A 13,648-nucleotide genomic window follows, 5' to 3' on the forward strand; every position below is an offset into this window, starting at 1 on the left:
CTCTGATGTCCTAGGCCATGCGGCCGGGATTGAGGATGTTCTTCGGGTCGAATTCCTGTTTCAGCCGCTGGCTGAGCGCCGCCAATGCCGGCGCCTGCGGCTCGAACACCGGCAGAGCCGCCCGATGGGAAGGGGTAGAGCGCACCAGCGTCGCATGGCCGCCGCCATGTTTTCTCAAGAGCCCACGCAGCAGCGCGGCTTCCGGGTCGCCCTCCTCCATGCGCAGCCAAACCAGCCCGCCCTGCCAGTCGTAGAAGGCGCTGACGGCTGCCTGCATGCGTAGCGTCAGGATCATCTGGTGGCCCTGGGCGGGGGTCATCGAGACCCGCCAGACCGGTTTTTCGCTGCCATCGATGAAGGGGCTGCAATCCCTGATATCGCACCAGATTGCCTTGGAGGTCTCACTGGCAATCTCCTCCAGCGGGCCGGCCTTGCCGAGCAGTGTTTTCAGCGCTGCAACGCGATAGTCAACGGACGGACCAAAGCCTTCGACGCGCAGCAGCGTGGCGGCTTCGGTGCCGAGCGCACCGCCGGCAACGCGCGCGGCGATGCGCTCCGGCAGGTGGGCGGCGCACGACACTTCGGCACTGGAGCCCAGCGCCAGGGCCATGGCGGCGCAGGCGGCATCATCGAGCAGGCCACGAACTGCGAGCGTGATTTCGGTCTCGGCCGCCGGCAGCACCTTGAAAGTCACGTCGGTGAAGACGGCCAATGTACCCCAACTGTTGGCCATCAGCTTCGACAGATCATAGCCGGTGACGTTCTTGACCACGCGGCCGCCGGACTTGAAGGCCTCGCCACGGCCGGAGACGACATTGATGCCCAGGATGTGGTCGCGCGCGGCGCCCGCCTTCAGCCGGCGCGGACCGGACAGGTTGGCGCCGAGCACGCCGCCGATGGTGCCTTTGCCCGGCTCGCCGCCGAGCAGCGGGCCGTAATCCATCGGCTCGAAGGCCAGCTGCTGGCCGTTTTCGGCCAGCAGCTTTTCGATCTCGGCCAGCGGCGTCCCTGATTTGGCCGACAGCACCAGTTCGGCGGGTTCATAGAGGGTCACGCCCGAGAGTTTCGACAGGTCGAGCGTATGCTCGGTCTGCAACGGACGGCCAATGCCGCGCTTGGAGCCATGGCCGAGGATTTCGAACGATGTTTCCTCTGCCGCCGCCCAGGCAATGGTGGAGAGGACTTCATCTGGGGTCAGGGGGCTGAAGATGGTCATATTCGCACCTGATTCCTCGCCCCCGCAAAGCGGGGGAAACAGGATAGGCCGAGTTCTGTCGCGCCCCCCTCTGTCCTGCCGGATATCTCCCCCTCAAGGGGGGAGATCAGATGTCGCGCAGGGTTTCGCCAATCTTCTGCGTTGAAGAAAAGGCGAAGCGCACGAACTGCCAATCTCCCCCCTTGAGGGGGAGATGTCCGGCAGGACAGAGGGGGGTGTTCACGCGCCCACATATCAGCTCAAAACCTCGGAATGTCGGGAAATGCCACCTGGCCGCGGTGCACGTGCATGCGGCCGAGCTCGGCGCAGCGGCGCAGTTGCGGGAACACCTTCCCGGGATTGAGCAGATGATTGGGATCGAAGGCGCATTTGACGCGCATCTGCTGGTCGAGATCGACCTGGTTGAACATTTCCGGCATCAGGTCGCGCTTCTCGACCCCGACGCCATGCTCGCCGGTGAGCACGCCACCGACCTTGACGCAGAGCCTCAGAATGTCGGCGCCGAAGCTTTCGGCCTTGTCCAGTTCGCCCGGCACGTTGGCATCGTAAAGGATCAGCGGATGCAGATTGCCATCGCCGGCGTGGAAGACATTGGCGACGCCGAGACCGTATTTCTCCGACAGTTCGCGCATGCCGGCCAGCACGCGCGGCAGCTCCTTGCGCGGAATGGTGCCGTCCATGCAGTAGTAATCGGGCGAGATGCGGCCGACGGCGGGGAAGGCCGCCTTGCGACCGGCCCAAAAACTCAGCCGCTCCTGCTCGGACTGCGAGATGCGGCACGTGGTCGAGCCGTTGCGGATGGCGATCGCCTCGACCGCGGTGATGAGATGGTCGACCTCCACGCTCGGCCCGTCGAGCTCGACGATCAGCAGCGCCTCGACATCGAGGGGATAACCGGCATGGACGAAATCCTCGGCGGCATGGATCGCCGGCCGGTCCATCATTTCCATGCCGCCCGGAATGATGCCGGCGCCGATGATGTCGGCGACGCATTGGCCGCCCTGTTCGCTGGTCGGAAAGCCGATCAGCAGGGCGCGTGCCGTCTCCGGCTTCTTCAGGATGCGCACGGTGACTTCGGTGACGACGCCGAGCAGACCTTCCGAACCGGTCATGACGCCGAGCAGGTCATAGCCTTCGGCGTCGAGGTGGCCGCCGCCGAGCCGCACCACCTCGCCATTCATCAGCACCATCTCGATGCCGAGCACATTGTTGGCGGTGAGGCCGTATTTCAGGCAGTGCACGCCGCCGGAGTTCTCCGCGACATTGCCGCCGATCGAGCAGGCGATCTGGGAGGATGGATCGGGGGCATAGTAAAAGCCCTCCTGCTCGACGGCGGTCGTGATGCCGAGATTGGTGACGCCGGGCTGGGCGACGACGATGCGGTTGGGAAAATCGATCTCGAGGATGCGGTTGAACCGGCTCATCACCAGCAGCACCGCGTCCTCCAGCGGCAGCGCACCGCCCGAAAGCGAGGTGCCGGATCCGCGCGGCACGACGCGAATGTTGCGGTCGTTGCAGTATTTCAGCACGCGCGAGACCTGCGCCACCGTCTCCGGCAGCACAACGACCAGCGGCACCTGCCGGTAGGCGGTCAGGCCATCGCTTTCGAAGGCGCGCATTTCGTTGGCGGCGTCGACCACGCCCTCGCCCGGCACGATGATGCGCATGTCGGCGACGATTTCGTTGCGCCGGCGCAGCGTCCCGGCGTCTGGCTTGGGCATGGCAAGGCCGGACATCGGCACTTCCTCCACTCGACTGGTAAAAATGATTTACCAGCTAGAGGCATTTGTTGCAAACCTTGCTTTGATGGCGTCGGGGCGACGGACGCAGGCAAGGCTTCCGCAGCGGCAATCTGCCGCTGCACATCTATTTCGTGCGAAGCATAGTGCGGACTATTCGCCCGGATGTTTCGCGGGCTCGGAATGCATCCGTCGCACCCTGCGCACGCCCCACCAGACCAGCAGGATGGCGAACGGCACCGAGGCGGCGGTGACGACCTCCGGCGCGAACGCGTGGCCAAATACCGACGCGCCTTTGGCGACATAGCCGATGAGACCGACAACGTAATAGGAGACGGCGGCGACCGAGAGACCCTCGACGGTCTGCTGCAGGCGCAGTTGCAGTCGGGCGCGGTTGTTCATCGAGGCGAGAAGGTCGCGGTTCTGCTTCTCGACCTCGACATCGACCCAAGTGCGCAGCAGCGTGGTGGCGCGCGTCAGCTTGCGTGACAGATTGGCCTGGCGCTCCTCGACCGAGCGGCAGGTGCGCATGGCTGGCGCCATGCGCCGCAGCAGAAAGCCCGCCCAGGTGTCGTAGCCCTGCACAGGTTCCTCATCCAACGCCTCGAGTCTTTCCGTGACGATGCCGTCATAGGCGCGGCTGGCGCCGAAGCGGTAGAGGCTGGAAGCGGCATCGGCCTCCAGTTCGGCGGCAAGCTCCGTCAGGTCGGCGAGCAGCGTCTGGTTGTCGCGCGTCTCGGCGGCCTTCATTTCCAGCGTCGTCTGCGCCAAGCGGTCCTCGATGCGGCGAGCGCGGCCGGACAAGGTGAGCGCCAGCGGCAGACCGAGCATGGCAAGCGTGCGGTAGGTCTCGATGTCGATCAGCCGCTGCGACAGCGCGCCGGTGCTGGCCGGAGTGAGACCTCGGTCGAGCACCAGCATGCGGGTCATGCCGTCGCCGTCCTGACGGAAGTCGGTGACGATGGCCGCGCTGCCACGCTCGACCAGCGAGTGACAGAGGCTGGTCGGATCGAAGCCGGCGATCAGCCTCTCGTTCGCCTGCGTCCATTTGCGGATCTCGAGCCGGATGCCCGAGATGACGGTTCCCGGCGGTGAAAAGCCGTTGCCGAAAGGCGAATCCTCTTGCCCCCGGCCATTCTCGGCCAGCGGCCCTTCCCAGAGATAGGTCGAGAATTCCGTGTGCCGCTCCCAGCGCAGCGTGCCTTTGCCCCATTTCATGGCGTGGTGGCGGGCATGACGCTCGGGGGCGGCGATGCCGAGGCGGCGCGACAGTTCGGAAAGCACGGCATGGTCGACCGCGGAGCCGCCTTCGGTCATGAAGGAGAGTTGGACGAGCACGCGCGGCTTCTCGACCAGCGGATGCGGACGGGCATGAACCTCGCCGAGCGCGCCGGGCCGGCCTTCATGCGCCGGAAAGCCCATGACGCTGCCTTGGCTGCGCGGCTGGAATTCAAGATTGGACGTCTCGTCCGACACGTCTGGTCCCCCTGGTTTCGACCCTTCGTGCAATGGCGTCGTCTTGCTGCAATCGGCAAGGGACGTAAACAGCAAAGTTTAGCCCGAGGCGATATGCCGGCGCGGCGCAAGAATCGACCGAACGAGACGAATTGGATAAATAATTTGACCAGTTGGCGACAGTGGCCTTAATCTGCGCGACATCATTCCGTTCTCCAGGCGCTTCCTTTGAGCGACATTTTCTCCAGGATCGAGCATTCGCGCACCGCCGACGAGGTGGTGCAGCAGATCGAAAGCCTCATTCTCGAAGGCGTGCTGCGCACCGGCGACCGGCTGCCGGGCGAGCGCGAGCTGGCACGTCAGTTCGATGTGTCGCGGCCCATCCTGCGCGATGCGCTGAAGGCGCTTGAAGGGCGCGGCCTGCTGTCGACCCGCCCGGGCGGCGGCACGCACGTCGCCGACATTATCGGCCAGCTGTTCACCAAGCCGGTGGCGGACCTGATCTCGACGCATCGCAAGGCGGTGGCCGACTATCTGGAATACCGCCGCGAGATCGAAGGCATAGCCGCCGAATACGCGGCGCGGCGCGCCACACCCGAGGACCTTGCCCTGCTCGACCGCATCATGGCGCGCATGGACGAGGCGCATCGCACCTGCGATTTCGACGACGAGGCCGAGATCGACGTCGAGTTCCATCATGCGATCTGCGAATGCGCGCACAACATCCTGCTCTTGCACACGCTGCGCTCCTGCTACCGGCTCTTGTCGGAAGGCGTGTTCCAGAACCGGCTGCTGGTGTTCACCGTGCCTGGCGCACGCGAGGCGCTGCTGACGCAGCACCGGGCGATCCACACCGCGGTCAAGGCCGGCGATCCAGCCGGCGCCCGCCAGGCGGCGATGGACCACATGACCTATGTCGAGCGTTCGATGGCGGAAGCCGAACGCAGCGGCGACTGGCAACGCGTGTCGCGGCTGAGGCTGCGGCAGCGTTCGGAAGCCGGCGACAACGAACCGGCGCGTAGACGCTCCTAATCAATTCGATCAAGCGGGAACCATCATGAGCGACATTCTCACCATCGCAGACCTCAAGGATCTCGCGCGCCGACGCGTGCCCAAGATGTTCTTCGACTATGCCGACTCGGGCGCCTGGACCGAGAGCACTTATCGGGCGAACGAGGAAGACTTCCAGAAGATCAAGTTCCGCCAGCGCGTGCTGGTCGACATGAGCAACCGCTCGCTGGAATCGACCATGGTCGGCCAGAAAGTGTCGATGCCGGTGGCGCTGGCGCCGACCGGCCTGACCGGCATGCAGCATGCCGACGGTGAGATGCTGGCAGCGCAGGCGGCAGAGGAATTCGGCGTGCCGTTCACGCTCTCGACGATGAGCATCTGCTCTATCGAAGATGTCGCCTCGGTGACGAAGAAACCGTTCTGGTTCCAGCTCTATGTGCTGCGCGACAAGGACTTCGTGCTTAGTTTGATCGACCGGGCGAAGGCGGCGAAATGCTCGGCGCTGGTGCTGACACTCGACCTGCAGGTCCTCGGCCAGCGTCACAAGGACGTCCGCAACGGGCTTTCGGCGCCGCCCAAGATGACGTTGGCCAACATAGCCAACATCGCGGTGCGGCCTGGCTGGTGGATGGGCATGGCTGGCACGAAGCGCCGTACCTTCCGCAACATCGTCGGACATGCCAAGGGCGTCGGCGATGTGGCTTCGCTGTCGTCATGGACGACGGAGCAGTTCGATCCGCAACTGTCGTGGAAGGACGTCGCCTGGATCAAGGAACGCTGGGGCGGCAAGCTGATCCTCAAGGGCATCCTCGACAAGGAAGACGCGCTGATGGCGGCCAAGACCGGCGCCGACGCGATCATCGTTTCCAACCATGGCGGGCGGCAGCTCGATGGCGCGTCATCGTCGATCATGGTGCTGGAGGAAATCGCCGATGCGGTTGGCGACCAAATCGAAGTCCATATGGACGGCGGCATCCGCTCCGGCCAGGACGTTTTGAAAGCGCTGTGCCTAGGCGCCAAGGGCACCTATATCGGCCGGCCATTTCTTTACGGCCTTGGCGCGCTGGGCAAGGAAGGGGTTACCAAAGCGTTGGAAATCATCCGCAAGGAGATGGACATCACGCTGGCGCTGTGCGGAAAGCGTCTGGTCACCGACATGGGCAAGGAGCAGCTCCGACGCTAAGTCCGTGACATCTGACCACGGAGATATCCAGACCTTGGCGGAACCTGGCATCCATTTCCTCGACGCACATGGGCCGGACGGCGTGCGTCTTTACGCGATCGGCGACGTGCATGGCCGGCTCGACCTGCTGGCCGCCATGCACGGACAGATCAAGGCCGAGATCGCGAGGGACCTGGTCGCGGACTGGCGCATCATCCATCTTGGCGACTATGTCGATCGCGGACCGGACTCCAAGGGCGTCATCGACTTTCTGATCGAGGCGCGCGAACGTGATCCGCGAAACATGATGCTGGCCGGCAATCACGACATCGGCTTTCTCGATTTTCTCAAGACGCCCGACCCCGAAGGGCTGTTCATCCGTTTCGGCGGCATCCAGACCGCGCAATCCTACGGGGTGACGATCAACAACGGCACCGGCGTTTGGTTCGGCAAGGCGGAATCAGCCGTGCGCAGGGGCCATCAAGCCCTGCTCGACGCCGTGCCGCAAAGTCATGTCGACTTCCTGCGATCGCTGCCGTTCTCGATGACATCGGGCGACTTCTTCTTCTGCCATGCCGGCATCAGGCCAGGCATTCCCTTGGACAATCAGAACCCGCAGGACCTGATCTGGATCCGTGACGTCTTTCACGACCACACCGGCCTCTTCGCCAAGATCGTGGTGCACGGCCACACGCCCGTCCCCGAGGCGGAAGTGATGGCCAACCGCGTCAATGTCGACACGCTTGCCTGGCAGTCAGGCATGTTGACCGCGCTCGTCGTGGACGGCGCAGACAAACGCATCCTGGAAATGTCGATAAAGGAGCCTTGAGGACCCGGCGCCCGAGGGCGCGACGGATGCCTTGGCCTAGCGCAGGGAAGCGGTGACGCCGTAGCCGTCGACGGCGTTGTGGTTGTTGGCCGCATCGGCGGCGTAAATACCAAGACCGCAAAGCACAATGGCGGACAGCATGGCAAAGGACAGAAGCGCTGCTTTCACGGAGGTCATCTCTTGTTGAGCTTCCTGCATCTGTGCACGAGGCGGTTACCAATGCGTTGAAATGGAAAAATCGCTTCAAAGTTTCGACGATTTCGCGCTTCTAGGCGTGTTCTGTATCGATGGTGTGTCGCACGGGTCACACAAAAGGTTCATCCCGGTTGCACAGCCAGCGTAGGGCGCGCGCCTTCTAGGATGGCGGCCGGACACAAGCCAAGGATGAAAAGGTTTTCCCCAGACGGATTCATGGCCGCGTGCCAATTATGTCACGCGAACCGTGAGCGGACGTTAGATGGTCGCCACCCAAGCACGGGCGATGGCGAGACCAGCCGCATCGGCGTCGGGACCGTTGCGGGCCATTTCACCATCGAGCTTGCCGGCCCAGTCGGGATGGCGCGCGGCAATGGTCGGGGCGAAGGAGGAGCTCCAATCCTTCACCATCGGCCGGTCGGCCTCGAAATGGAACTGGAAGCCATAGACGGCGCGGCCGACGCGAAACGCTTGGTTTTCGGCGACATCGTTGCCGGCGAGCCGCACGGCGTTTTCGGGCAACACGAACGTGTCGTCGTGCCACTGGAAGATCGGGAACTTTTCCGGCAGTTCAGCCAGCACCGGATCGGCCTTGGCATCCGGCGTCAGCGACACGCCGCGCCAGCCGAATTCGTTGGCGCCGCCGATGCGGTTTTCGCCGCCAAAGGCGCGGGCGACGAGTTGGCTGCCGAGGCAGATGCCGAGCACGGCGCGGTCCTTGCCAGCGAAATCGCGGGTCAGTTCGAGCAGCGCCGGGAAATAGGGATATTCTTCGTCGGCCAGCGCATTCTGGCCGCCGCCGAGTACCACCATGGCATCATGGCCGGTTGCGTCCTCAGGCAGCGGATCGCCCATGTAGGGAAGGCGCACATCGAGATCGGCACCCGCTTCCGCCAGTGCCGCACCGACCTGGCCGAGGCCGGTGTTGTCGTAGTTCTGGACAACCAGCACACGCATCGAAAACCCTGCTGACATGAAAAAGGTGCCACGAGCGATATCATGGCGCCGGCATTTCAGCCAAGATGCGAGCACGCGGAGAAGACTATGCCACTGCAGAACCGGGTCGATCCGTTCGGCGCCATCCACGCCGTGCCGCAGCGCGGCCTGTTCACCGGCAATCGCGGCATTATCCACGACCCCGCGACAAGGACTCTCCTGAAAAAGCGCTGGGCGCTTCAGGCCTGGATCATCTGCGTGTGTCAATTCCGCAATGTGCGGCGCGAGCCGATGGGCCGCAACCGGGCCGGTGGCAAGGCCGGCTGGACCGAGCTGTTCTTTCTCGACGAGGTGACGGCGCTCGCGGCCGGACATCGCCCCTGTTTCTTTTGCCAGCGCGAACGGGCCAGGGATTTTGTCGCCCGCTTCGGCCAAGCCTTCGGTATTGCCGAGCCGCGCGCCCCGCAGGTCGACAAGCGATTGCACAGGGAGCGGCTGGCGTCGGGCGGCAAGCGGCCGGCTGTCGCGATGGATGTGCTTGCCCGCCTGCCCCATGGCGCGATGATCGCAGCCGGCGGCAACGCCTATGCCTTGCGCAAAGGCGAGGCATTGCCATGGGCCTTTTCCGGATACGGCCCGCCAACCAGCCTTGATCAGTTCGAGGATGAGACGCTTGTGCTGCTGACCCCGGAGACGACGCTTGCCGTCCTGCGTCATGGCTTTCAACCCGTGTGGCATCCTTCCGCCAAGGCTTGACGCCGGCGGCCGCCTCGCCCATTCCTCGGCCATGCGCGCCAACTACAAGATGCAACGTCTGTTCGTGCCCTATGACCTCGGGCCAGACATCGAGTTCGAGCCCAGCCAGCAGCAGAGCCATTATCTCTTGCATGTGCTGCGGCTCTCCGAAGGCGCGCAGATCCTTGTCTTCAATGGCCGCGACGGCGAGTGGTCGGCAGCGATATCAGCGAAATCAAAGCGATCGGTGCGGCTGAAGGTACTGGCGCCGCAACGGACGCAGCCGCCCCTGCCCGATCTCGTCTACTGCTTCGCGTCGCTGAAGCAGGGCCGGCTCGATTATCTCGTGCAGAAGGCAGTCGAGATGGGCGCCGGCGTCCTGCAGCCGGTCATCACCCAGCACACCCAGGTGGCAAAGCCGTCCATCGATCGCCTGCGCGGCAATGTCGTCGAGGCAGCCGAACAATGCGGCATCCTGGCGGTGCCGGAGGTTCGCGAGGCGGAAAAATTCGAGCGCCTGCTGACCGGTTGGGACAAGGAAAGGCGACTGATCTTCTGCGACGAGGACGCCTCGACCAACAACCCGCTGCCTGCCTTGCAGGCGGTAAAGGAAAAGAAGCTCGCCCTGCTGGTCGGGCCCGAGGGCGGCTTTTCCGACGAGGAGCGCAAGATGCTGCGGGCGCTCCCCTTCGTGACCGCCATTCCGCTCGGGCCGCGTATCCTGCGCGCCGACACGGCAGCGGTGGCGGCGCTTGCGGTGATGCAGGCAACAATTGGCGACTGGTAGGACGTTGTCTCTTGCAAGAGCGGTTTGCCGGCCGTGGTCTTCAATTCCTCTTGACCTGTGGCTCAGGATTTTTCGCTTGATCGGCTACTGACATTTCGTCCATTTAGCGCCGGCGGTGGGTCCAACCGCCTTTGAGGGCTTGACAATGGCGCGCGACACAACCGATTTCCGGCCCATCGAAGGCATAGACGAGCTTGTCGAGCACCTGGCCGAAGGCAACAAGCCGCGCGAAAAATGGCGCATCGGCACCGAGCACGAGAAATTCCCGTTCTATGTCGATGGCAATGCACCGGTGCCTTACGGCGGCGAGCGCGGCATCCGCGCCATCCTTGAAGGCATGCAGAACAAGCTGGGCTGGGATCCCATCATCGATGACGGCCGCATCATCGGCCTGGTCGAGCCGACAGGCCAGGGCGCGATTTCGCTGGAACCCGGCGGTCAGTTCGAGCTCTCCGGCGCGCCGCTGGAAACGATCCACCAGACCTGCCGCGAAGGCAATGCCCATCTGGCGCAGGTGCGCGAGATCGCAGAGCCGATGGGCATCCGCTTCCTCGGCCTCGGCGGCAGCCCGAAATGGTCGCTGGCCGAGACGCCGAAAATGCCGAAGTCGCGCTATGAGATCATGACGCGCTACATGCCCAAGGTCGGCACCAAGGGCCTCGACATGATGTACCGGACCTGCACGATCCAGGTGAACCTCGACTTCGAGAGCGAGACCGACATGCGCCGCAAGATGCAGGTGTCGCTGAAACTGCAGCCGCTGTCGACGGCGCTGTTCGCCAACTCGCCCTTCACCGACAGCCGCCCGAACGGGCTGCAGAGCTGGCGTGGCGACATCTGGCGCGACACCGACAACCAACGCTCCGGCCTGCTCGAATTCTGCTTCTCACCGGATTTCGGCTTCGCCGATTATGTCGAATGGGCGCTCGACGTGCCGATGTATTTCGTCATTCGCGACGGCCGCTATCACGACATGACGCATATCACCTTCCGCCAGTTCATGGCCGGGGCCGCGCGCAATGAAGTGCCTGACGGGCTGCCGACCATGGGCGACTGGGCAAACCATCTGTCGACCTTGTTCCCCGACGTGCGGCTGAAGCGCTTCCTGGAAATGCGCGGCGCCGATGGCGGTCCCTGGCGGCGCATCTGCGCGCTGCCGGCATTCTGGGTCGGGCTGCTCTACGACGAGGCGGCGCTCGACGCGGCCGAGGCGTTGACGTCGAGCTGGACCTACAAGGAAGTGCTGGCCATGCGCAATGCCGTGCCCGAACTCGGCATTTCCGCGCCTTTCCGCAACACCACGCTGCGCGAAGTCGCCCGCGACGTCATGGCCATTTCGCGCACCGGATTGAAGAACCGCGGCAAGAGGAACCGCGACGGCTATGACGAAACCTCGTTCCTCAACACGCTCGACGAGGTCGTGGCGCGCGGCACGACCAGCGCCGAGGAGATGCTGTCGGCCTATCACACGCGCTGGGGCGGCTCGATCGAGCCGGTATTCATGGAATATGCCTATTAACCCCGCGCGCTAGCGAGCGGCAAAAGCTGCTTCAATCGGGCATTGAAACGAATTAGGCTCTCACCTGAGGATTTCCCGGAGGAGAAGCCGATGCCTACCTTGTTCGACATGCTGACGCAGGCCCAGAACGGCAACGGCATGCAGGCGCTTGCGCAACAATACGGGCTTTCGCTGCAGCAGACACAGGCGGCGGTCGCAGCACTGCTGCCGGCCTTTTCACAAGGGTTGCAACGCAATACCGCCGATCCCTACGGGCTCGGCGCCTTCATGACGGCGATGGCAAGCGGCCAGCACGCCAAGTATTTCGAGGACGCGACCCGCGCCTTCTCGCCCCAAGGCGTCGATGAAGGCAACGGCATCCTGGGACATTTGTTCGGCTCCAAGGAGCTGTCGCGCGCGGTGGCCAGCCAGGCGGCGCAGGCGAGCGGCGTCAGCCAGCAGATCCTGCAGCAGATGCTGCCCGCGATCGCTTCGATGGTGATGGGCGGACTATTCAAGCAGACGACAAATCAGATGCAGGCCGCGGCTGGTCTTGGGGGTGGCGGCAATCCGCTGGGCGAGATCATCGAGCAGATGATGCGGCAAGGCGGCATGCAGGCGCCGGCGCCACAACAGCGCCAGTCGCCGCCGCCGCAGATGGACAACCCGCTCGGCAAAGTCTTGCAGGACATGTTCGGCGGCGGCTCGGCGCAACCGCAAAGCCAGCCGCAGCCGGCACCAAATCCCTACGGTGACAACCCGCTCGGCAAGGTGCTGCAGGACATGTTCGGCGGCGGCGCGCCGCAGCAACCACAAAGCCAACCCCAGCCACAGCAGACACAGAGTCCCTACGGCGACAACCCGCTGGGGAAAATCTTCGAGGAGATGCTGCGGCAAGGCGGAGGCTTCGGTGGCATGCCGGGCGGGCAGCCCACCCCGCAACAGCCTCAAGCGCCGCAGCCGCAGCAGCGCCAGCCACCACAGCCGCAAGCCAATCCAAGCGGCCGGCCAAGGAACCCGTTCGACGACATTTTCGGCAAGATGTTCGAGACCGGCGCCCAGCAGCGCGACGAATACCAGAAGGGCGTGGAAACGATCTTCGACCAGTTCAAGCGGGACATGGACCGGCGGTAGCAGTTCAAACGTCCGGGACAAATCCATGAGCAAACGGCTGGAGCAGATGCGCCGCAATATCCGGAAACCCGTAACATTCATCGACGAGGCAAAGAGACATGACTGACAGACTTGAATATCCGGTCATCATCGCGCCGCTTGCGATCGAGGACGGAGGTGGGTTTTCAGCCCTTGTACCAGATCTTCCTGGTTGCATGAGCGACGGTGAGACTCCCGAAGAGGCCGTCGCAAATGTTCAAGATGCCATAGCGTCCTGGATAGAGGCCGCGCATGATCTCGGCAGATCGATACCAAAGCCGTCGCGAAAGCTGGCATTCGCCTGAGCAAAAAGAAAAGCCCGGTCCTTGGGAGGACCGGGCAGCGTGCAGGCAGGCCGGCGGGGAACCGGCAGGGAGTGGGGAGCCTGCATGAACCTTGGTCGCGCTGAACCGTAAAAAGGTTCAACTGAACCGAAACTCAGCCAATCAAGCCACCTTGCGGGCGATGTCCTCGATCGTTTCCACGCGATCGCTGGCGATTTCGCGCAACCTCGCCGTCGGGTCGCGGCCAAACGGCACGCCGATTGCGACATGCAGGTCGGCGCGCGTCAGGCCGATATCGGCGAGCTCGGCGTCCGACATCTCGCCAAGACGGTAGAAAGCGCGGCGATTTTTCCAGGCGCGATAGGCGTTGGAGATGGTGTTGGCCACGCGCGTCGCAACGGCCGGACGCGAGGTGATGCGCGAGGTCTCGGTGGCGAAATCGATCGTGGTCATGTCGGTCTCCTTCAGACTGCCGCATGACCCCGAACCGGAGGTTCGGAAAAGGATCATGCGCAAAAACAAGGGCTACAGCGTCCTTTGCGCGTCCAAAGGACGGCGACGCTGTAGGGCGGACGAAACCCGACGATCGGCGCTGATGACAGCGGCCGTTCCGGCTTCGATTCACATGCCTTCATGTGGACAATGCCAA

At 63.8% G+C, this 13,648-nt stretch carries 14 protein-coding genes and 1 pseudogene; 9 read left to right on the plus strand and 6 right to left on the minus strand.

The annotated features are described in order from the left end of the window. Positions 1–10: 10 nt before the first annotated feature. Positions 11–1,216, minus strand: coding sequence for an FAD-binding protein (locus tag FJ970_RS29400; RefSeq protein ID WP_140756656.1), 1,206 nt, complete (start codon positions 1,214–1,216; stop codon positions 11–13). A gap of 42 nt (positions 1,217–1,258) precedes the next feature. Between FJ970_RS29400 and FJ970_RS33980 the strand changes: the two are divergent. Next, positions 1,259–1,448, plus strand: a pseudogene (locus tag FJ970_RS33980) (hypothetical protein); the annotation flags it as partial. Between the two features lie 7 nt (positions 1,449–1,455). Here the strand turns inward: FJ970_RS33980 and FJ970_RS29405 are convergent. Next, positions 1,456–2,952: an FAD-linked oxidase C-terminal domain-containing protein gene (locus tag FJ970_RS29405; protein WP_140756652.1), complete on the minus strand. Its 1,497-nt coding sequence runs from the start codon at positions 2,950–2,952 to the stop codon at positions 1,456–1,458. A gap of 156 nt (positions 2,953–3,108) precedes the next feature. Further along, complete coding sequence (locus FJ970_RS29410) at positions 3,109–4,431, minus strand: DUF3422 family protein (RefSeq protein ID WP_140756650.1); 1,323 nt, start codon at positions 4,429–4,431, stop codon at positions 3,109–3,111. Positions 4,432–4,638: 207 nt separating this feature from the next. On the opposite strand from FJ970_RS29410, the gene FJ970_RS29415 reads away from it, so the two are divergent. Genes FJ970_RS29415 through FJ970_RS29425 form a run of 3 tightly spaced genes read left to right on the plus strand, consistent with a single transcriptional unit; the run spans position 4,639 to position 7,412 of the window. Then, positions 4,639–5,442, plus strand: coding sequence for a FadR/GntR family transcriptional regulator (locus tag FJ970_RS29415; protein ID WP_140756648.1), 804 nt, complete (start codon positions 4,639–4,641; stop codon positions 5,440–5,442). Positions 5,443–5,467: 25 nt separating this feature from the next. Continuing rightward, positions 5,468–6,604: an alpha-hydroxy acid oxidase gene (locus tag FJ970_RS29420; RefSeq protein ID WP_140756646.1), complete on the plus strand. Its 1,137-nt coding sequence runs from the start codon at positions 5,468–5,470 to the stop codon at positions 6,602–6,604. A 34-nt stretch (positions 6,605–6,638) separates the two neighbouring features. Then, positions 6,639–7,412 (plus strand): metallophosphoesterase, encoded by a 774-nt coding sequence (locus tag FJ970_RS29425; protein WP_140756644.1) that lies wholly within the window; start codon positions 6,639–6,641, stop codon positions 7,410–7,412. Positions 7,413–7,448: 36 nt separating this feature from the next. Here FJ970_RS29425 and FJ970_RS29430 read toward each other — a convergent pair whose 3' ends face one another. Next, positions 7,449–7,589 carry a hypothetical protein gene (locus FJ970_RS29430; RefSeq protein ID WP_023782442.1) on the minus strand — a complete coding sequence of 47 codons (141 nt, stop codon included), beginning with the start codon at positions 7,587–7,589 and terminating at the stop codon, positions 7,449–7,451. Between the two features lie 276 nt (positions 7,590–7,865). Further along, entirely contained in the window at positions 7,866–8,564 is a 699-nt protein-coding gene (locus tag FJ970_RS29435) for a type 1 glutamine amidotransferase (RefSeq protein WP_140756642.1), read from the minus strand. 87 nt (positions 8,565–8,651) lie between these two features. Between FJ970_RS29435 and FJ970_RS29440 the strand changes: the two genes are divergently transcribed. The 5 genes from FJ970_RS29440 (at position 8,652) to FJ970_RS29460 (ending at position 13,020) form a co-directional block, all read left to right on the plus strand. Next, complete coding sequence (locus FJ970_RS29440) at positions 8,652–9,299, plus strand: hypothetical protein (protein WP_140756640.1); 648 nt, start codon at positions 8,652–8,654, stop codon at positions 9,297–9,299. 31 nt (positions 9,300–9,330) lie between these two features. Continuing rightward, a complete protein-coding gene (locus FJ970_RS29445) occupies positions 9,331–10,065 on the plus strand; it encodes a 16S rRNA (uracil(1498)-N(3))-methyltransferase (RefSeq protein WP_140757039.1) in 735 nt (244 codons plus the stop codon). 145 nt (positions 10,066–10,210) lie between these two features. Beyond that, positions 10,211–11,584, plus strand: coding sequence for a glutamate--cysteine ligase (locus tag FJ970_RS29450; RefSeq protein ID WP_140756638.1), 1,374 nt, complete (start codon positions 10,211–10,213; stop codon positions 11,582–11,584). 90 nt (positions 11,585–11,674) lie between these two features. Next, complete coding sequence (locus FJ970_RS29455; protein ID WP_140756636.1) at positions 11,675–12,697, plus strand: DUF937 domain-containing protein; 1,023 nt, start codon at positions 11,675–11,677, stop codon at positions 12,695–12,697. 98 nt (positions 12,698–12,795) lie between these two features. Next, on the plus strand, positions 12,796–13,020 hold the full coding sequence (locus FJ970_RS29460; RefSeq protein WP_140756634.1) for a type II toxin-antitoxin system HicB family antitoxin: 225 nt from the start codon (positions 12,796–12,798) through the stop codon (positions 13,018–13,020). 141 nt (positions 13,021–13,161) lie between these two features. On the opposite strand, the gene FJ970_RS29465 is transcribed toward FJ970_RS29460, so the two are convergent. Beyond that, a complete protein-coding gene (locus FJ970_RS29465; protein ID WP_140756632.1) occupies positions 13,162–13,452 on the minus strand; it encodes a DUF1127 domain-containing protein in 291 nt (96 codons plus the stop codon). Between the last annotated feature and the right edge of the window lie 196 nt (positions 13,453–13,648).

Origin of the sequence: Mesorhizobium sp. B2-1-8 (assembly GCF_006442545.2) — a bacterium.
Lineage (GTDB): Bacteria > Pseudomonadota > Alphaproteobacteria > Rhizobiales > Rhizobiaceae > Mesorhizobium.

Coding starts and splice junctions, on each gene's coding strand:
- FJ970_RS29450 (WP_140756638.1), top strand. CDS start 10,211: ATGGCGCGCGACACAACCGATTTCCGGCCCATCGAAGGCATAGACGAG.
- FJ970_RS29430 (WP_023782442.1), bottom strand. CDS start 7,589: ATGACCTCCGTGAAAGCAGCGCTTCTGTCCTTTGCCATGCTGTCCGCC.
- FJ970_RS29420 (WP_140756646.1), top strand. CDS start 5,468: ATGAGCGACATTCTCACCATCGCAGACCTCAAGGATCTCGCGCGCCGA.
- FJ970_RS29405 (WP_140756652.1), bottom strand. CDS start 2,952: ATGTCCGGCCTTGCCATGCCCAAGCCAGACGCCGGGACGCTGCGCCGG.
- FJ970_RS29455 (WP_140756636.1), top strand. CDS start 11,675: ATGCCTACCTTGTTCGACATGCTGACGCAGGCCCAGAACGGCAACGGC.
- FJ970_RS29400 (WP_140756656.1), bottom strand. CDS start 1,216: ATGACCATCTTCAGCCCCCTGACCCCAGATGAAGTCCTCTCCACCATT.
- FJ970_RS29435 (WP_140756642.1), bottom strand. CDS start 8,564: ATGCGTGTGCTGGTTGTCCAGAACTACGACAACACCGGCCTCGGCCAG.
- FJ970_RS29440 (WP_140756640.1), top strand. CDS start 8,652: ATGCCACTGCAGAACCGGGTCGATCCGTTCGGCGCCATCCACGCCGTG.
- FJ970_RS29445 (WP_140757039.1), top strand. CDS start 9,331: ATGCGCGCCAACTACAAGATGCAACGTCTGTTCGTGCCCTATGACCTC.
- FJ970_RS29460 (WP_140756634.1), top strand. CDS start 12,796: ATGACTGACAGACTTGAATATCCGGTCATCATCGCGCCGCTTGCGATC.
- FJ970_RS29465 (WP_140756632.1), bottom strand. CDS start 13,452: ATGACCACGATCGATTTCGCCACCGAGACCTCGCGCATCACCTCGCGT.